We start from the raw sequence: 18,099 nt of genomic DNA, 5'->3' as shown, positions 1-18,099 counted from the left end.
AATAAAGCGCTATCATAAACCTACGCACAAGAGAACAGCTTCTGGTATAGGGGGGACCGTCATGTCCGAATACGTGCTTGAGCTTAAAGGTATCACCAAAATCTTCCCCGGCGTCAAGGCGCTGGATGATGTCTACTTTAAACTCCGGCCGGGCGAAATTCACGCCTTGATGGGCGAAAACGGAGCCGGCAAATCCACCTTCATTAAGGTGATCACCGGCGTGCATGCGCCGGACGGCGGAGAGATGTACCTGAACGGGAACAAAGTATCCTTCAAAAATCCGACGGAGGCGCAGAAAGCGGGCATCGCAGCCATCTATCAGCATGTTACATGCTACCCTGACCTGAGCGTGACCGAAAATATTTTCATGGGTCATGAAATGACGTCGAAGGTGACCAAGCGGATTTTATGGAACGAGATGCATGCGGAAGCGCAGCGGCTGCTGTCGGAGCTCGGAGCTTCATTCAGCCCGAAAACGCAGATGGGTGCGCTCAGCGTAGCCGAACAGCAGATCGTGGAGATTGCCAAGGCGCTGTCGATGGACGCGAAGATCATCATTATGGATGAGCCGACCGCCGCCCTTACGAAAAACGAAAGCGAGGATCTGTACCGGATAGCGGAACGGCTTCGCGATAAAGGAAATTCGATCATTTTCATCTCCCACCGGTTTGAGGACATGTACCGGCTGGCGAGTATGGTGACTGTGTTCCGGGATTCCAGATACATCGGAACATGGAGAGTCGACGAAATTTCGAATCCGGATCTGATCGTGGCCATGGTTGGACGCGAAATTACCCAGCTGTTCCCGAAAAAAGAAACCGAGATTGGCGAAGAGCTGCTGCGGGTGGAGCATTTGGGGAGGACCGGTTATTTTGCTGATATCAGCTTCAATCTGCATCGAGGTGAAATTCTGGGGCTTACCGGCTTGGTTGGTTCAGGACGAACGGAAGTATGCGAATCAATCTTCGGCATTCACCGCTACGACCAAGGAATGATCAGCTTCAAAGGAAAAAAGCTGCGGATCAAGAATCCGCTGCAGGCGATGGGGCTTGGCATCGGCTACTTACCGGAGGACCGGCAGAAGCAAGGCCTGGTGCTGCAGTGGAGCATCGCCCAGAACATTACGCTGCCCTCCCTGGAGAAGTATGCGGCAAAAGGCATGCTTAGCGGGAAGCTCGAAGCCCAATCATCCAAAAGCCTGGCGGAAAAGCTCGGTGTGAAAGCCGGCAGCGTATTTGATCTTGTCAGCTCGCTGTCGGGCGGCAACCAGCAAAAGGTGGTTTTCGCCAAGCTGCTCACCGCCGATCTGGACGTGATTATCCTGGATGAGCCGACCAAAGGCGTCGATGTCGGGGCGAAATCGGCGATCTACGATATCATCAGCGAGCTTGCCGGCAGCGGATACGGCATTCTGTTGGTTTCGTCCGAAATGCCTGAGATCATCGGGATGTCCGACCGCGTTGCCGTCATGAGGGAAGGACGCATGACCGCTATGCTGGAGCGGGGCGAGCTGACGCAGGAAGCGATTTTGAAAGCCGCCATGGTCGATGCGGATGCGATCCATGGTCCTGTAAGCCTGTGAACAAGGAGTGAGACTAACGAATATGAGGCATAAGGAAATGAATTCTGATCTGGCGCTCGGGCAGGCGCCGAAGCAGCAGGCGGGCAAAGCTTCCCTTAGCGCGAATTTTGCCAAGTTCAGGGAGATGGGACTGCTCGTCTTTATCATCCTATTGTGCGTAGGCGTTCAACTGCGGAACCCGAGCTTTCTGACTTGGGAAAATATCAATGATATCGCGACGAACACGGCGATCCTGGCGATCCTGGCCGTAGGCATGATGCTCGTCATTATTACCCGGGGCATCGACTTATCCATCGGGGCCACGCTGGCACTGTCGGGCATGACCGCGGCGCTGGCCGTCAAGGAGATGCCGGATCTGCATCCGCTCCTGGCCTTGCTGCTCGGCACGGCGGTGGGTCTGGTCTGCGGCATGGTGATCGGACTTTTGGTCGCCCGCATCGGCATCCTGCCCATCATCGCGACGCTCGGCATGATGAACGTATTTCGGGGGTTGACCTATGAAGCGAGCGGCGGGAAGTGGGTCAGCGCCCACCAGATGCCGAACTCCTTCAAAGGAATCGCCTCCGGCTCGCTGTTAGGTATCAATAACTTGATTGTCATCGCCGTCCTGATCTATATTGCGGCCTATTATTTCGTCAATCATACGCGTACCGGAAGACGGATCTATGCGGTGGGGAGTAACCCGGAATCGGCCGAAATCAGCGGCATCAAGTCCAAACGGATTCTATGGCTCGTCTACTCCGTCATGGGCGGCTTGGCGGGACTCGCGGGCGTGCTCTGGGTATCGAAGTTTGCATCCGCTCAAGGAGACACCGCATCAGGCTACGAATTGAACGTCATCGCGGCCTGCGTGTTGGGCGGGGTCAGCATCGCCGGCGGCTCGGGCAAAATCTCCGGGATCATTCTCGGCTCCGTGCTGCTTGGCATTCTGAACAATGCGCTGCCGATGGTGAATGTGTCGCCGTTTTGGCAGAACTGGATTCAAGGGATGATCATCGTGATTGCCGTGATCATCAATGCGTTGGTTAAGCGCGGAATCGACCGCAATAACCTGATAAGGAGGAAGATGTAAGTCATGGAACCCCGAGTGCTGCATAATGACAAACCTTTCACCCTTAAAGGGTTCTTTCTTCAGTGGGAATGGCTGCTCGTTTTGCTCTTTCTCGCCGTGATCGTCCTGAACGTGAACCTGTCGGACTACTTCTGGGATTATGACAATCTGCGGGATGCCACGATGGGATTTCTGGACAAAGCATTCATCGTGCTTCCGATGGCGCTGATTATTATCATGGCGGATATCGATATCTCCGTCGGCTCCATCGTGGCGCTGTCATCGGTCATCATGGCTGATCTATATAAGCACGGCGTGCCGATGTGGCTGGCGATGATCATATGCCTGCTGGTGGGGACGGCTTGCGGAGCCATCAACGGACTGCTGATTGTGAAATTCAAAGAGCTGTCCGCGGTCATCGTCACGCTGTCGACGATGATCATCTACCGGGGCATCGCCTATATTTTGCTTGAAGATCAGTCTGTCGGCAAATTTCCGGCATGGTTCAAATATTTGGGATGGGGTTATGTCGGCGGCATCCCGTTCATTCTGATCGCATTTATCGTCTGTGCACTTCTGTTCGGTGTTCTTCTTCACAAGACGAAATTCGGAAGACGCGTCTACGCCATCGGCAATAACCCCACCTCCAGCCGCTACTCCGGCGTGCGGGTAGACCTGATCAAGGTGATCGTGTTTACGCTTGCCGGATTCATGGCAGCCGTGACCGCATTGTTCCTGACCTCCCGGATGGGCAGCACCCGTCCGAACATTGCTTCGGGCTATGAGCTTGACGTCATCGCCATGGCCGTACTCGGCGGGATCAGCACGGCTGGCGGTAAAGGACGGATGCTTGGCGCCGTACTGGCGGTGTTCCTGATCGGTTACTTGCGCTATGGGCTTGGGCTCGTCAATGTATCGGCACAATCGCTTCTGATTATCATCGGTCTGCTTCTGATTGTGGCCGTTATGGTACCGAAGCTGAAGCTCAAACTGAAACTGAAACGTTAGAACCGCATGCATGACCGAGTTACTCTTCAGCCGTTTCCGGCTGATTGGTATATGAAGATGATCCATTTTTTAAGGGGGAAAACAAATTGAAAAAGATGCTCACGTTAGGTTTAACGGCAGTCATGGCCCTCTCGCTGATGGCGGGATGCGGCACCAAGGATGGAGCAAGCTCAGGAAGCGATAACGGCGGCTCCGCCAAAACGGCGGATGCCGGTGGAAGCGGGGATACAGGCGGTAAGAAAAAATTTGCCATCATCTTTAAAAATACGGGGAATCCGTATGGCGAAAAAATGATGGAGGGCTTCAAGAAAGCCATTGAAGAAAAAGGCGATGAAGCCATCCTCAAGGCTCCGGACCAACCGACAGCCGAAGCGCAAATCCAGATGATCGAAGAACTGATTTCCCAAAAAATCGATTCGATCTCCGTTGTCGGCAACGATCCGGATGCGCTGCAACCTGCGCTGACGAAGGCCATGAATGCGGGCATCAAAGTGTCCTCGCTTGATTCCGCCGTCAATAGTGAAAGCCGTCTGACGCATGTCAATCAGGCGGATCCGGAACGCATTGGCCGGACGTTGATCCAGGGCGTATCCGAAATGATCGGCGGCGAGGGCGAAATTGCCATCTTGAGCGCAACCTCCCAGGCGACGAACCAAAACACGTGGATCGAATGGATGAAAAAAGAGCTGGAGGACGCCAAATACGCGAACATCAAGCTGGTTAAAGTGGCATACGGCGATGATCTGCGCGACAAGAGCGTTTCCGAAACGGAAGCCCTGCTGAAATCCTATCCGAATTTGAAGGCGATCATCGCGCCGACGACCGTCGGCATTGCGGCTGCGGGCAAAGTTCTGACTGACAAAGGCTTAAAGGATAAAGTCAAGCTGACGGGCCTCGGTCTTCCAAGCGAAATGGCCGAATATATTGAAAGTGGAATTTGTCCATGGATGTATCTCTGGAATCCGATTGACGTCGGCTATCTGGCCGGATACACGGCCGAGTCCCTCGTGAAAGGCGACATTACGGGCGCGGTAGGAGAGAAGTTCACGGCAGGCACACTGGGTGAAAAGGAAATCGTTGCCGATGGCGACGGAACCCAGATCATGCTGGGCGATCCATTCAAATTTGATGCAAGCAACATTGCGGAATGGAAAGACGTTTACTAAGCCTCTAACGCAAGGAGAGAGAGTGGATGGCTTTCCACTCTCTTTGTCATCGCAAGCGAGGGAAAACAACAGGAAAGCATAGAACAGATCATGACCACATCCGGGAGGGTTCAAGATGTCGAACGAGATTGAAACCGCTTATAAACAAGCAAGAGAGCAGTACGCCAAGCACGGCACGGATACGGACCTGATCCTTGAGCGGCTGGCAAAGATCAAAATTTCCGTCCACTGCTGGCAAGGAGACGATGTCCGCGGGTTTTTGTTTCAGGATCAGGATTTGAGCGGCGGCATTTCCGTAACGGGCAGCCACCCGGGGGCAGCGCGGAGCGCAAGCGAGCTGCGCCAGGATCTTGAAGAGGCCTTCAGCATGATTCCGGGCAAGCATAAAGTCAATCTGCATGCCATTTACGCGGATACAGACGAAAAACCGGATCTGAATGAAATCAAGCCGCATCATTACGAGCCTTGGGTCGCATGGGCGAAGGAGCAAGGGCTGGGACTTGATTTCAACCCGACCTGCTTCTCGCATGAAAAATCGGAGGACGGCTTCACACTGAGCCATCCGGATGAGAAGATCCGTAAGTTTTGGATCGACCACTGCAAAGCGGCCCGCCGCATCGGGGCTTACTTCGGCGAGCAGCTCGGGCAGACCTGTGTGACGAATATCTGGATTCCGGACGGATACAAGGACAATCCCGTGGACCGTATGGCGCCCAGAAAACGGCTCTTGGATTCGCTGGATGAAGTGTTCGCGGAACCGCTGGATTCCGCCTACAATCTGGATGCGGTCGAAAGCAAGCTGTTTGGCCTCGGATCGGAAGCCTATGTGGTCGGATCGCATGAATTCTATATGGGCTACGGCATCAAGAACGATAAGCTGATATGCCTGGATGCCGGCCACTTTCATCCGACCGAGACCCTTTCCGGCAAGCTGTCCTCGCTCGCGCTGTTTACCAGCGGCCTGCTGCTGCATGTGAGCCGCCCGATGCGATGGGATAGCGATCATGTCGTCGTCATGGATGACGAGACGCTCGAAATTGCGCGGGAGTTGGTACGGCATGAGCTGCTGGATACCACGCATATCGGGCTGGACTTCTTTGACGCCAGCATTAACCGGGTGGCGGCCTGGGTTATTGGAACCCGCAGCACGATTAAAGCGCTGCTTCGCGCCATGCTCGAGCCGACCGAAATGCTGAAGCAAGCCGAACTGGAAGGGGATTATACCACGCGCCTTGCGCTTACCGAAGAGTTTAAAAGTTATCCTTTTGGCGCGATTTGGGACTATTACTGCCTGAAATCCGGCGTGCCGGTGCGTGAAACCTGGCTGGATCAGGCGAAGGAATATGAGCGGAATGTGCTTTTGCAGCGGGGATAGAACGCCTCATAGGAGGTTGAGTGGGAGGCGTATTCATGAGCATTATTGCATTTGATCTGGGAGCCAGCAGCGGCAGAGTCATTCTCGGCCGCCTGAAGGGAAGCCGGATCGAGACCGAAGAGATTCACCGTTTCGCGAATGGTCCCGTTAACCGTGCCGGCCATTTGCATTGGGATCTGGACCATTTGTTTACTCAGATGCAGCTGGGCTTGGCCAAGGCGAAAGCGCTGGGTAGCGAGCCCAGCAGTCTCGGAATCGATTCCTGGGCGGTCGATTACGGATTAATAGGGAACGGCCGGCTCCTGCAGGCGCCCTATCATTACCGGGATCATCGTACGGACGGGATGATGGATCGCGTCACGGCAAAGCTCGGCAAAAGCGAGATTTTTGGAAGAACGGGCATTCAGTTCCTGCCCTTCAACACCATCTATCAGCTGGCGGCCGGGATGGAGCAGGAACCGGAGCTGCTGGCCGAGGCGGATCGTTTCCTGATGATCCCGGAGCTGCTGAGATACCTGCTCACTGGAGAGATGATCAGCGAATTCACCAACGCGACCACCACCCAGCTGATTCATGCATCCACGCGCACATGGGATGATGAATTGATATCCCGGCTGAGTCTGAAAGAGTCTCTGTTTGGGCCATTGGCAATGCCCGGTACGCCCGCAGGAAGGCTTACAACTTCCATCGGAGCCGAAACCGGATTGGGCAGGGTCCCCGTGTTTGCCGTCGGGGAGCATGACACCGCATCCGCGGTAGCGGCGGTGCCAGCTGCGGAACCAACCTTTGCCTACTTAAGCTGTGGGACATGGTCCCTGCTGGGGACCGAAGTGGATCAGCCGGTCACAACCCGCAGGGCCATGGAGCTGAACTTCACGAACGAAGGCGGCGTCGGGGGCAAATATCGGCTGCTGAAAAATATTATGGGCTTATGGATTCTGCAGGAGCTGAAGCGCGAGTGGGACGGGAAAGGTCAAACCTATTCTTTCGCGGAATGGGTGGAGCTTGCCCGGCAAGCGCCGGCCTTTGCGGCCTGGATCGACCCGGATGATCCGGTCTTTCTTGCTGCCGGTGATATGACCGTCCGCATCCGGGAGTTCTGCGTGAGCACAGGGCAAAGAGCGCCGGAGCAGCCGGGCGAGCTTGCGCGCTGTATCCTCGAAAGCCTGGCTTTGCAGTATCGGCATGTACTGGAGCAGACCGAGCAATTGTCCGGTCAGCATTATCCGGGGCTTTACATGGTAGGGGGCGGCATTCAGAACGAGCTGCTGTGCCAGTGGACCGCGAACGCTTTGGGCAAGCCGGTATGGGCCGGCCCGATCGAGGGAAGCGCCATCGGCAATTTGGCCGTGCAGTGGATTGGCGCCGGCGTGATCCGGGATCTGGAAGAAGCGAGAGCCATCATCCGAAGCTCCTTTGCGATCAAGGAATACGAACCCCGGGAGGTGGCGACGTGGCAGGAGGCTTATGCGCCTTTTAGAGATATGTCTCGAAGCCACAAGCCATGAGACATCGGAAAGGATCTGGAGAGAACAAGGAGGAATCGGCTATGGAGCATGTTTCATTCGTGCTTAGAATCGATCCCGCGGACGAAGCGGAATACTTCAGCCGGCACGGGCGCGTGTATCCCGAGCTTGAGGAAGCATTTCGGCAGGTCGGGATTCACCGGTATCATATTTTCTATCATGAGGGACTGTTGTTTGCTTACATGATGGTGGAGGATTACGAAGCGGCGATGAAGACGCTGGCGGATCATCCCGCTAATGCCAAATGGCAAAATTTCATGCGTGATATGCTGCTGCCATGGGAGAATGGGGAGACATCCAAACCCATCAAGGAAGCTTATCGTTATGTCCGCCCTGAAGCTTGATCAAGAAGAAAGCCGTCCGGAAAGCTCCGGGCGGCTTTCTTTTTTCTTGGCTCATGCACCTTTCCGATGACCGGACCCTGTCCTGTTAAGGAAACAGGTGCATGGAATTCCGAATAATTCCTAACCGGATCAGCCATGCTAGAAACAAAATTCGGAACAGGTCAGGGGGCAGGCTCCGTGATGAATGATGCGAAAGAAACCGTTTCTTCGCAAATGAAAAATCTGCTTGCAACAAGCGAGGATGTCGTATTCCAGCCGTTCCATGTCCATGGCCGGTCCTGCACGCTGATATATATTTGTTCCATCATCAATATGTCCATGATGCAGGAGAAGATCGCCGAGTTTCTGATCGAGGAATCGGCCATGGCGGAGGCGGCGGAGGATTGGGCCGCCCGGATCGAAAGGGGAACCTTTTTTCCGCTCCCGTCCACCAAGGCTCGGACGTTGGAGGAAGCCCTCAACCAGCTTGTTCAGGGAAAGGTCATCCTTTGCCTCGACGAGAGCAGCGAAATCTTCATGTTTGACTTGGTCAAATACGAGAAAAGGTCCGTCACCCAATCCCAAAACGAAATGGTGGTCATCGGTCCTCAGGAGGCATTCATTGAGGACATCGAAACGAACCTTTCTTTGCTGAGGCATAAAATCAAGCATCCGGACCTGAAAACCGTCCGTTATGAAATCGGCAGATACACGAAAACCATCGTTTACGTGGTATATCTTGAAGGGGTGTGCGAGCCGAAGGTCGTTACGGAGCTGGACCAGGAGCTGCGGAGCATAGACACCGACGGTATATTCGGCATCAGTTATATCGCCGAGCAGATGAAAAAGGGGAACCGCACGCCCTTCCCCCTGTTTCACTATACGGAGCGGCCGGATTCCGTAGCCGCTTCGCTGCTTGAAGGGAGGGTAGGAATGATGCAAGACGGAACGCCTTCCGCGCTTATCGTTCCGGTTACCTTCTTATCCCTGATTCAATCCTCGGAGGATTATTATCAAAGCTTCTGGTCCGCGAGCTGGATTCGCATGATCCGGATCTTTTTTTTCGTGTTGTCGATGCTGCTCCCTTCGCTGTACGTCGCCATCACGACCTTTCAGCCCGAAATGATTCCGACCGACCTGCTGCTGACGATCACGGCGGCAAGGGAAAACGTCACGTTCTCCGCGCTCACGGAAGCCTTGATCATGGAGCTCACGTTCGAAGGATTGAGGGAAGCCGGGACCCGGATCCCCAAACCCGTCGGACAGACGATCTCCGTTATTGGCGCCATCGTGATCGGTCAGGCGGCGGTGCAGGCCGGGATCGTGTCATCCCCGATGGTTATCGTCGTCTCGATCACCGGCATCGCTTCCTATATCATTCCTCACTTTGAACTGGGGCTCGCGCTGCGCCTGCTGCGGTTTCCGCTCCTGCTGGTCGGAGGTACGACGGGGCTGTTAGGGGTGTTTTTGATGACGTTTCTCGTATTCGGCCATCTGGCGAATCTGCGGACATTCGGTTCTCCCTATATGCAGCCGCTTGCTCCCCTGATTTTTAAGGACTGGAAGGACATTTTCGTGCGCGTACCTTCGCCCGCGATGAAAAGCCGCAGCTCAGCTTACACCACTCGCAACGTGAGGAGACAAAAAACGAAATGAGATGTTGGAAACGGCTGCTGCATGCCATCATGTGCGCCGGATTACTTCTGCAAACCGGCTGTTGGTCTAAAGTGGAAGTGGACGAGGAGCTTTTTGTTCTGGCGTTGTTTGTGGATAAAGGGGAGAAGCCCGGCACAGTCGAGGTGACGATCAGCAGCCCGCTGCCCAACCGCATGATGTCCGGTCAACCGGCGAGCGGCGGGAGCAGCGGAAAATCTTATACCATGGTGACCCGAACCGATCTGACGCTGCCCGACACGATCCGATCCATTCAGAAGGATTTGACGCGGCGCATAAACTTTGGGCATACTCGCGAAATCGTTGTCGGTAGGGATTATGCGAAAGACGGGATCGCCGATTTGTTGGACTGGATTCATATGGAGCCGAGCCTCCATATCAGCACGTTCCTGACGACGGCCCCGGGAAAAGCGAAGGAAGTCGCTAAACTGACCCCAGTTTATGAGCAGCTGCCGTCCGAGGTGCTGCGGAAGATGATGATGCAGCATACGCTATTCAGCACCAAGCTAAAGGAAAGCCTCATTGCCCGCTTTTCGAAAGTCGGCTACGCAACCAATCTGATGTATATGACTGAAGCACCGTTGGAGAGCGATGACGATTCATCCCAACAATGGGCGGGTATTCAGGGAGCAGCCGTTTACCAGGAGGACAGGCTAAGCGGAACCCTCCCTTTGCGAGAAGCCAGAGCGCTAGCCTGGGGGAGCGGCACGTTGGGGAAACAGGTATACACGGTTTACTGGGATGAGGGCAAAAGCCATGCCAGCGTTCTGTTTACGAGCTTCGACGCGCACCGGAAAGTGAACATGACGAAGCAAGGTCCTCAGTTCACGATTTATCTGCAGGCTACCGGAAACATGGTGAACCGGATGGACGCCAAGCATCGCAATGCCACGGAGATGACTCAACTCGTCACCGATCTGTTGAACAAAAAAGCGGTGGAGGAACTGGAATCCGCCATCAACATGACACAGGATATGAGAGCGGACGCGCTTAAGCTGGGGCTGCTGCTCGAATGGAAATATCCCGGATATTGGGACCGGGATGGCCGGCAAGTGGGGGCATCGGATCTTCCTTGGCATTCTGGTGCTCTGGAGCATTTATTACGTATCTCTTGATATCGAGCAGTTTACCTTGTTCTATGAATTTCTGTACATGCGGGACACGCCTCAATGGTTCATACAGCTGCTGATTGGCGTGGCTATATGTCTGACGGCGCGCTGGGGGTTCACGACGCTGGTGTATATTGCGGATGGCTTGTTCATCATCATTCTGGTATCCATCATTTTTCTGATCGTCATGCTTTCGGGAGATGCGGAATTTCAGATGATGTCGGCTTTGTTTACACATATCGATATCCGGAGGGTTCCTTATAATGTCGTCAACATTCTCTGCTGGATCGGGGAGTGGTTCGTATTTCTTTTTATGACACCGCAGTTTTCCTTCGATAAAAGAATGCTTCGCAACCTGCTGCTTGCTAACGCGCTGGTTATACTCGCCGTGCTGTTCACGTGGATGCTCGTCATTTTGAATTTCGGACCTCATTACGGCAGCCAGTTGAAGTATCCCATTCTGCAATTGATCCGCAGCACCTCCTTTACCGGATTGGTCGGCAACGCCGATCCCATTTTCATCGGCCTATGGATTACTTCAATGCTTGTCCATGACGCATTTTTGGTCTATGTCGGCGTATCGTGCATGGGCCGTCTGTTCAAGATCGAGGAGCATAAGCCATTGATTACGCTGCTCATGGGTACGGTTACCGTTACGGCTTTTCAGTATACGCGCAACCCGACGATTTATCAGAAGGTTGAATCAGAACCGGGATTCATCGTGTTTTGGATGATCATCAACGGTATTCCGGTGTATTATTTGCTGCTGAGCACGATTCGCAGCCGCCTGGGAAGCAGGAAGGGTTAGCGATCGAGGTGTCCGATGTTTATGAAGGCAGGATGCATACAAACGAGGGTTCGTCATGGGACGGACCCTTTTTCGTGCGTACAGATGCTCCGGCAGGATGATTCCAAAGGCAAACAATAGAGTTTAAAAACATATTTCCGATGAGTTAAATGGGTATTTGAAAGAGGAACAGCAAGATATTCGCTTCTATCAACGCTTTTACACCGAAAAAATTAGATGTGTTTTCCAAAAAAATGCGTTGCCTTCATCCTTCGCTGCCCTTATATTAAGAGTACGATTAACGTTTAATGTTCGCTTCTGGGGCATGAACGATGGTTGAATACATCTGTTTCGGAAAGGTGGCTCCGCTTTGAAAAAATCCATTTTTCAATTAAACACACGAACTGTGGTGACCATAGGCATCGGCGCGGCTCTCTATGGAGCGACCAGCTTTATCGGCATTCCCGTGGGACCCGATACTTCGCTGCGGCCAGCGATTGCGCTGCTGGCGATTTTTGGAGCCCTGTTCGGTCCGGTAGTCGGCTTTATCGCCGGGCTCATCGGCCATGTATTAAACGATGTGCTGACAAGCGGGACGGTATGGTGGGGCTGGGCGCTGGGCTCGGGCATTACCGCCGCGTTTATGGGACTCATTTATGTATCCAAGGGATTCGATCCGCAAAACGGCGCCTATAAAGGCAAACATATCGGTTTGTTTATTTTCTACGGGATCGTAGGTATCATCTTGTCCCTGCTGTTCTCCGGCTGGTTCGATATCGCCTTCATGGGCGAACCGTCCGACAAGCTGGTTGTACAGGTCACTGCGGCTTCGATTTCGAATATCATCGTATTCCTGGTGCTCGGCGTGCCCGCGGTGATCGGTTTTGCGAGAAGAAACGCCAAAGTCAGCAATTTGAGCGTCAATGAGTAGGCGCGGTCAACGCCGAAAGATAGGAGTTTTAAAAGTTTATGCAGCCAATCATCTCGTTTCAACAATATGGATTTAAATATAAAAATCAGTCGGAGCCTACGCTGAAGGACATTACGCTGGATATTTATCCGGGTGAGAAAATCTGGATCGCCGGCCCCAGCGGCTCCGGCAAATCGACACTGGCCCATTGCATGAATGGGCTTATTCCTTTTACATACGGCGGAGAAGCGACAGGAAGCTTGAGGATTGGCGGTCAGAACCCGGCCGAGCGGAGCATTTTCGAGCTAAGCCGTGTGGTCGGCACCATTTTGCAGGACCAGGATGCCCAGTTTGTCGGGCTGAACGTGGCCGAAGATGTCGCTTTTGTCCTGGAAAACAAGGCGATGGACAGACCGCAGATGAAGCAAGAGGTGGAGACGGCGCTGAACCTGGTCGGCATGCTCGATTATATCGAGCACAGCCCGTATGAGCTCTCCGGGGGGCAGAAGCAGCATGTATCGCTGGCGGGTGTATTGTCCACCGACGCCGAGGTGCTCCTCTTCGACGAGCCGCTTGCGAATCTTGATCCGGCCAGCGGCCGCAAGGCCATGCAGCTTATCGACGATATCCACCGCAAGAGCGGAAAAACCGTCATCATGATCGAGCACCGCGCCGAGGATGTTCTGCAGCAGGCGGTAGACCGGATCGTGCTCATGAACGAAGGACGGATCGTCTCGGTCGGGACGCCGGATGAGATATTGTCCTCCGGCATCCTGCGCAGCTATGGCCTTCGGCCTCCGCTGTATGTCGATGCGCTGGAGCTTGCAGGCGTACCGATAGCGGAACTGAAAGGACTAAGCTCTCCGCGGAAGCTGGATATGCCCGGATTGAAGGACAAACTCGACGCGTGGAGCGAACAGGCGGGGATGAAGGAGGAAACTGCGATTTCCCCGGCGTTGCTGGAAGTGCGTGATATGACTTTCGGTTATGATCCGCTTCATCCGGTGATCGACCGGGTTTCCCTTCAGGTTGGATCGGGCGAAATCGTAGCCTTGCTCGGAAACAATGGAGCGGGGAAATCCACGCTTTCGCAGCTGATTACGGGAATTTTGAAGCCGCAGTCCGGCGGGTTGTTCTACGAGGGTCAGGACATGGGCTCCTGGTCAATCCGCCGCCGCGGCGAAGCGATTGGTTACGTTATGCAGAATCCGAACCGGATGATCACGCAGCATATGATTGCCGAAGAGGTTGGACTCGGACTGAAGGTCCGCGGCCTGAGCGCAGCGGTAATCAAGGAAAAGGTCGAAGCCGCACTGCGGATTTGCGGGCTGTATCCGTTCCGTAACTGGCCGGTTTCAGCCCTCAGCTACGGGCAGAAAAAACGACTTACGATCGCATCCATTCTGGTGCTGGAGCCCAAAATCATCATTTTGGATGAACCGACCGCAGGCCAGGATTATGAGCATTACAAGGAGTTTATGGATTTCATCGCATCCTTGTCCCGCCGCGGCATGGGGTTCTTGCTCATCACCCATGACATGTATCTGGCACTGGAATATGCGCCGCGGGCCGTCGTTCTAAGCGGCGGACGCGTCATGGCGGAGGATTCGGTGACGGCCGTGCTCGGCAGCCCGGACATTACGGAGGCGGCCCATCTGAAGGAAACCTCGCTATCCCTGTTTGCCAAAGCGAACGGTTTGGCTTCGCCGGAGAAGTTCGTGCAGGCCTTTATCAACGAAGAGAAAAAGGGGAAGGGCCATGAATAGAACGGGAAGCCTCTATGTAACGGGGAGCTCGCTGTTTCACCGGCTGGACGGAGCGGTCAAGCTGGTGTTGTTTATGGCCTGGACGGTCATGACTTATATGTTTTTGGATCTGCGTGTGTTCGTGCCGATGCTTGCGGTTGGCATTGTGCTGTTAATTACCGCAGGTATTCCTTTTAAAAGAATGGCGTTTTTATTCTGGCTGATGATTATTTTCACGGTCCTCAACGCCATCTTTATCCTGCTGATCACGCCGACGTTTGGAACGAGGTTAACCGGGACGGATACGCCGGTCATTCCGGTCGGCTATAACACGATCAACGCAGAGACCTTATTCTACGTATTGACGCTGTCCGCGAAATACCTGACGCTGCTGCCGATTTCGATCCTGTGTATCTTCACGACGCAGCCCAGCGCCTTTGCAAGCAGCCTGAACCGCATCGGAATTCCGTACAAGATCGCTTACGCCGTGAGTATCGCCCTCCGGTACATCCCGGACTTGACGGAAGAATTCCGAAGCACCCTGAATTCGATGCAGGCCCGCGGCATGGGGATTTCCAAGGAGGACGGCAGCATCAAGCAGCGGCTGCGCAATTTGGCGGCGGTGGTGGTGCCGGTCCTCCAATCGGCGCTGCACCGGATCGATTCGGTCACGAATGCGATGGAGCTCAGGGGATTCGGGACGCAAAAAAAGCGCAGCTGGTATAGCGGCAAAGACATGGAACCGATGGACTGGACGTTTGCAGTCTTGGCGCTAGTCCTTCTGGGTGTGGGAATTTGGCTGAAGGTCGCCATGCTGAAGGGCTTTTGGTATCCATTTTCATAACATGGTACAATGATCGGATCTGATACCAGAAGAGGGGGCACGCGCATGAAAGCATTAGTATTCGACCGTTTTGGCGGACCGGAAGTGCTGGATTACAGGGAGATTCCGGATCCCGTAGTGACCGGCGGCCATGTGATAGTGAGTATGAAGGCGATCGGCCTGAACTTTGCTGATATTTACCGCAGAAAAGGGAATTACCATCTGCAAGGAACACCTCCATTTATCCTTGGCTATGAAGGGGCAGGAGTAGTAGAGCAGGTAGGTCCGGGGGTCGATGGCCTGCGTGCGGGCGACCGGGTTGCGTTTACCGATGTACCGCATGCCAATGCGGAGAAGGTGCTTGTCCCCGCGGATCGCGTCATTCCTTTGCCGGATGACATTTCGTTCGAGCAAGCTTCTTCCGTCCTGCTGCAGGGACTCACGGCCCATTATCTGGTCCATGACAGCTACCGGGTGAAGCCGGGGGACGAGATCGTTGTTCATGCGGCTGCAGGAGGCGTCGGACAGCTGCTGACACAGCTGTGCAAAGCGAAAGGTGCCCGTGTCTTCGGCCTGACTTCGAGCGAAGACAAGAAGAAGGTGGCGCTCGCCGCAGGTGCGGACGAAGTGATGCTGTATCATGAGGACTGGACGGGCGCTGTACCGGGGTGGTCCAAGGATGGCGAGGGTGCTGACGCGGCATATGACTCTGTCGGGTCCACGCTGATGGACAGCTTCTCCGTCGTCCGGACCCGGGGCGCTGTCGTCTTTTACGGCATGTCGGGCGGCGACCCAGCGCCGGTCGATCCGAGAATGCTGATGGATACTTCCAAGACGCTCACCGGCGGCGATCTGTGGAACCATGTCACTACCAAAGAAGAGCGCATTCGACGTGCGGACGCCCTCTTTGCCGAGATTCGGGAAGGCCGGCTGCGCTTGTCGGACCCGTCGTTATATGAGCTGCGGCAGGGCGCGGAGGCCCACCGGTTTCTGGAAAGCCGCCAAAGCACCGGCAAGATTCTACTTATACCATGAACGGGGATTGCCGGCCTCTTCGCCCGTTACGCACGGGTTGAAGGGCTGTGTATTCAACTGCAATGAACGGCTCGCTCATGGCCGCTGGAATGGTCGGATTCCAGCGGCTTTTGTCATGCTCAGACCTCTTGTGTTAAGTTGTTAGGAGGAGGAGATATCATGAGTCGTATTACCATTTTGATCGCGGATGATGATCCGGAAATCGCAGACCTGATCGCGCTGCATCTCGAAAAGGAAAAATATCATTGCATTAAAGTACATAACGGACAGGATGCGATTCAGGCCGTCCATACGCAGCCGGTGGATCTGGCGATTTTGGATATCATGATGCCCAAGTTCGACGGTTACGAGGTGACGAGACAAATCCGGGAGAAATATTATTTCCCAATCCTGTTTTTGAGCGCCAAAGCCTCGGATCTGGATAAAATAGAAGGCTTGGTACGCGGGGCGGATGACTACATGACCAAGCCGTTTAACCCGATGGAGCTGGTCGCGCGCGTGAACGCGCATCTTCGGCGCACGGAGCAGCTGACCCGAATGGCCGCTTCGAGCAAGCCGATCATTGAAGTGGGCGGTCTCGTCATTTATCCGGAGCAGCGTTCCGTCGACCTGTATGGCAAATCGATCGAGCTTACGCCGAAGGAATTCGATATTTTGTATCTGCTGGCCAGACATCCGAAAAAGGTGTTCAGCGCCGAAAACATATTTGAGCAGGTATGGGGCGAGGATTATTTCGAAGGAGGAAACACGGTGATGGTGCACATCCGTACCTTGCGCAAAAAGCTCGGAGAAGATAAAAACAAATTCATCAAAACCGTTTGGGGGGTAGGTTATACGCTGCATGCGTAAAATCATAAACAGCTTTCGAACCCGCATGATCCTGCTCTTGATGCTCAGCATGCTGGCATCCGGAGGGATTACCTTCGGGATCTATAAAGTGCTGCAGCTTTATTACCGGTCTGAGGTGCTGTATGAGAATCCGTTGACCCGGATCCGGTATTTCATGAGAGACGTCGGCGACGTAAACGCGTTTCTGATTATTTTCGTCCCGCTGGCCATCCTGTTTTTTTTCCTGTTTACGAAGTCTTATGCCACCTATTTCAAGAAAATATCGCAAGGCATCCATCATTTGGCGGAAGGGGATTTTTCGCACAAGGTTCAGATTTCATCCAAGGACGAGTTCGGCAAGATCGGGACGGACATCAATCTGGCGCTGCAAAAACTGCAGGAAGCGATCGAAAAAGGGAATGAAGCGGAGCTCAGCAAGGATCGCCTGGTTCTGAACCTTGCGCATGATCTGCGCACGCCGCTCACCTCGGTCATCGGTTATTTGGATTTTATTTTACGGGACGACGGCATATCGGCAGAGCAAGCCCGGCATTATACGAACATTGCCTATACCAAATCCCGGCGTTTGCAGAAGCTGATCGACGAATTGTTCGAGATTACGCGTATGAATTACGGCCGGATGAATCTCGACAAGCAGCCGTTAGACATCAGCGAGCTGCTGATGCAGCTATGCGAAGAGCTGTTCCCTGTGTTCGAAAATAGCGACATGACCGTTCATGTAGAAACAGATAAGCCGTTGAACATCGCCGGAGACGGCGAGCTCATCGCGCGCGTATTCGAAAATCTGCTGACGAATGCGGTTCGCTACGGAAAAGAAGGCCGAAGCATTCATATCCGCGGGTTTGTCGACGGCAAGGATGTGGTCGTTCAGGTGATCAATTTCGGACCGAGCATCGATCCGAAGGATCTTCCCCATATTTTTGACATGCTGTATACCGGGGATGAGTCAAGGACGCATACGACAGACAGCACGGGAATCGGGCTGTTCATTACCAAAAATATCGTGGAACAACATGACGGGACGGTAACTGCCCAAAGCGATCCGAAGAGGACCGTGTTTGAAGTCAGGTTTCCGTTGCTCAACATGAATATGTAGACCAAGATCACGAATTCTCATGAGGTTCTCATTTTATGCA

General features: G+C 54.0%; 16 protein-coding genes. All 16 read left to right on the top strand.

Annotated elements, in window-relative coordinates; all coding sequences use genetic code 11:
- The first annotated feature begins 61 nt into the window (after positions 1 to 61).
- The 16 genes from PCH05_RS01060 (at position 62) to PCH05_RS00985 (ending at position 18,059) form a co-directional block, all read left to right on the top strand.
- On the top strand, positions 62 to 1,582 hold the full coding sequence (locus tag PCH05_RS01060) for a sugar ABC transporter ATP-binding protein (protein ID WP_127599772.1): 1,521 nt from the start codon (positions 62 to 64) through the stop codon (positions 1,580 to 1,582).
- 37 nt (positions 1,583 to 1,619) lie between these two features.
- Positions 1,620 to 2,654 (top strand): ABC transporter permease, encoded by a 1,035-nt coding sequence (locus tag PCH05_RS01055; RefSeq protein WP_246049310.1) that lies wholly within the window; start codon positions 1,620 to 1,622, stop codon positions 2,652 to 2,654.
- A gap of 3 nt (positions 2,655 to 2,657) precedes the next feature.
- A complete protein-coding gene (locus PCH05_RS01050) occupies positions 2,658 to 3,641 on the top strand; it encodes an ABC transporter permease (protein WP_127599768.1) in 984 nt (327 codons plus the stop codon).
- Positions 3,642 to 3,736: 95 nt separating this feature from the next.
- Positions 3,737 to 4,807, top strand: a complete 1,071-nt coding sequence (rhaS, locus tag PCH05_RS01045) for a rhamnose ABC transporter substrate-binding protein (protein ID WP_246049319.1) — start codon at positions 3,737 to 3,739, stop codon at positions 4,805 to 4,807.
- A 115-nt stretch (positions 4,808 to 4,922) separates the two neighbouring features.
- Positions 4,923 to 6,182 (top strand): L-rhamnose isomerase, encoded by a 1,260-nt coding sequence (gene rhaA, locus PCH05_RS01040; protein ID WP_127599764.1) that lies wholly within the window; start codon positions 4,923 to 4,925, stop codon positions 6,180 to 6,182.
- Between the two features lie 35 nt (positions 6,183 to 6,217).
- A complete protein-coding gene (locus PCH05_RS01035; RefSeq protein ID WP_127599762.1) occupies positions 6,218 to 7,690 on the top strand; it encodes a rhamnulokinase in 1,473 nt (490 codons plus the stop codon).
- A gap of 41 nt (positions 7,691 to 7,731) precedes the next feature.
- The gene (locus PCH05_RS01030; RefSeq protein WP_164766496.1) at positions 7,732 to 8,052 is read left to right on the top strand and encodes an L-rhamnose mutarotase; all 321 of its coding nucleotides are present in this window, start codon (positions 7,732 to 7,734) and stop codon (positions 8,050 to 8,052) included.
- Positions 8,053 to 8,187: 135 nt separating this feature from the next.
- Entirely contained in the window at positions 8,188 to 9,687 is a 1,500-nt protein-coding gene (locus PCH05_RS01025; protein WP_307719494.1) for a spore germination protein, read from the top strand.
- Positions 9,684 to 10,820, top strand: coding sequence for a Ger(x)C family spore germination protein (locus PCH05_RS01020; protein ID WP_127599756.1), 1,137 nt, complete (start codon positions 9,684 to 9,686; stop codon positions 10,818 to 10,820). Before PCH05_RS01025 ends, PCH05_RS01020 begins: the two co-directional genes overlap by 4 nt.
- Positions 10,747 to 11,622, top strand: coding sequence for a GerAB/ArcD/ProY family transporter (locus PCH05_RS01015; protein ID WP_127599754.1), 876 nt, complete (start codon positions 10,747 to 10,749; stop codon positions 11,620 to 11,622). Before PCH05_RS01020 ends, PCH05_RS01015 begins: the two co-directional genes overlap by 74 nt.
- A gap of 349 nt (positions 11,623 to 11,971) precedes the next feature.
- Entirely contained in the window at positions 11,972 to 12,532 is a 561-nt protein-coding gene (locus PCH05_RS01010; RefSeq protein WP_127599752.1) for an ECF-type riboflavin transporter substrate-binding protein, read from the top strand.
- Between the two features lie 38 nt (positions 12,533 to 12,570).
- Entirely contained in the window at positions 12,571 to 14,277 is a 1,707-nt protein-coding gene (locus tag PCH05_RS01005; protein WP_127599750.1) for an ABC transporter ATP-binding protein, read from the top strand.
- Complete coding sequence (locus tag PCH05_RS01000) at positions 14,270 to 15,100, top strand: energy-coupling factor transporter transmembrane component T family protein (RefSeq protein ID WP_127599748.1); 831 nt, start codon at positions 14,270 to 14,272, stop codon at positions 15,098 to 15,100. The genes PCH05_RS01005 and PCH05_RS01000 overlap by 8 nt, the downstream gene beginning before the upstream one ends.
- 45 nt (positions 15,101 to 15,145) lie before the next feature.
- Positions 15,146 to 16,114: a quinone oxidoreductase family protein gene (locus tag PCH05_RS00995; RefSeq protein WP_127599746.1), complete on the top strand. Its 969-nt coding sequence runs from the start codon at positions 15,146 to 15,148 to the stop codon at positions 16,112 to 16,114.
- A 159-nt stretch (positions 16,115 to 16,273) separates the two neighbouring features.
- Positions 16,274 to 16,963, top strand: coding sequence for a response regulator transcription factor (locus tag PCH05_RS00990; protein ID WP_127599744.1), 690 nt, complete (start codon positions 16,274 to 16,276; stop codon positions 16,961 to 16,963).
- The gene (locus PCH05_RS00985) at positions 16,956 to 18,059 is read left to right on the top strand and encodes a sensor histidine kinase (protein WP_127599742.1); all 1,104 of its coding nucleotides are present in this window, start codon (positions 16,956 to 16,958) and stop codon (positions 18,057 to 18,059) included. The genes PCH05_RS00990 and PCH05_RS00985 overlap by 8 nt, the downstream gene beginning before the upstream one ends.
- The last annotated feature ends 40 nt before the right edge of the window (positions 18,060 to 18,099 follow it).

The sequence above is a fragment of the Paenibacillus chibensis genome (genome assembly GCF_004001045.1).
Lineage (GTDB): Bacteria > Bacillota > Bacilli > Paenibacillales > Paenibacillaceae > Paenibacillus_AQ > Paenibacillus_AQ chibensis.
This window is presented reverse-complemented; position numbering and strand designations above follow the sequence as displayed.

Bases quoted from the DNA above. Each gene is read 5' to 3' on its own strand.
- PCH05_RS01060 (WP_127599772.1), top strand. From the start codon at position 62: ATGTCCGAATACGTGCTTGAGCTTAAAGGTATCACCAAAATCTTCCCC.
- PCH05_RS01055 (WP_246049310.1), top strand. From the start codon at position 1,620: ATGAATTCTGATCTGGCGCTCGGGCAGGCGCCGAAGCAGCAGGCGGGC.
- PCH05_RS01050 (WP_127599768.1), top strand. From the start codon at position 2,658: ATGGAACCCCGAGTGCTGCATAATGACAAACCTTTCACCCTTAAAGGG.
- rhaS (WP_246049319.1), top strand. From the start codon at position 3,737: ATGCTCACGTTAGGTTTAACGGCAGTCATGGCCCTCTCGCTGATGGCG.
- rhaA (WP_127599764.1), top strand. From the start codon at position 4,923: ATGTCGAACGAGATTGAAACCGCTTATAAACAAGCAAGAGAGCAGTAC.
- PCH05_RS01035 (WP_127599762.1), top strand. From the start codon at position 6,218: ATGAGCATTATTGCATTTGATCTGGGAGCCAGCAGCGGCAGAGTCATT.
- PCH05_RS01030 (WP_164766496.1), top strand. From the start codon at position 7,732: ATGGAGCATGTTTCATTCGTGCTTAGAATCGATCCCGCGGACGAAGCG.
- PCH05_RS01025 (WP_307719494.1), top strand. From the start codon at position 8,188: ATGCTAGAAACAAAATTCGGAACAGGTCAGGGGGCAGGCTCCGTGATG.
- PCH05_RS01020 (WP_127599756.1), top strand. From the start codon at position 9,684: ATGAGATGTTGGAAACGGCTGCTGCATGCCATCATGTGCGCCGGATTA.
- PCH05_RS01015 (WP_127599754.1), top strand. From the start codon at position 10,747: ATGGCCGGCAAGTGGGGGCATCGGATCTTCCTTGGCATTCTGGTGCTC.
- PCH05_RS01005 (WP_127599750.1), top strand. From the start codon at position 12,571: ATGCAGCCAATCATCTCGTTTCAACAATATGGATTTAAATATAAAAAT.
- PCH05_RS01000 (WP_127599748.1), top strand. From the start codon at position 14,270: ATGAATAGAACGGGAAGCCTCTATGTAACGGGGAGCTCGCTGTTTCAC.
- PCH05_RS00995 (WP_127599746.1), top strand. From the start codon at position 15,146: ATGAAAGCATTAGTATTCGACCGTTTTGGCGGACCGGAAGTGCTGGAT.
- PCH05_RS00990 (WP_127599744.1), top strand. From the start codon at position 16,274: ATGAGTCGTATTACCATTTTGATCGCGGATGATGATCCGGAAATCGCA.
- PCH05_RS00985 (WP_127599742.1), top strand. From the start codon at position 16,956: ATGCGTAAAATCATAAACAGCTTTCGAACCCGCATGATCCTGCTCTTG.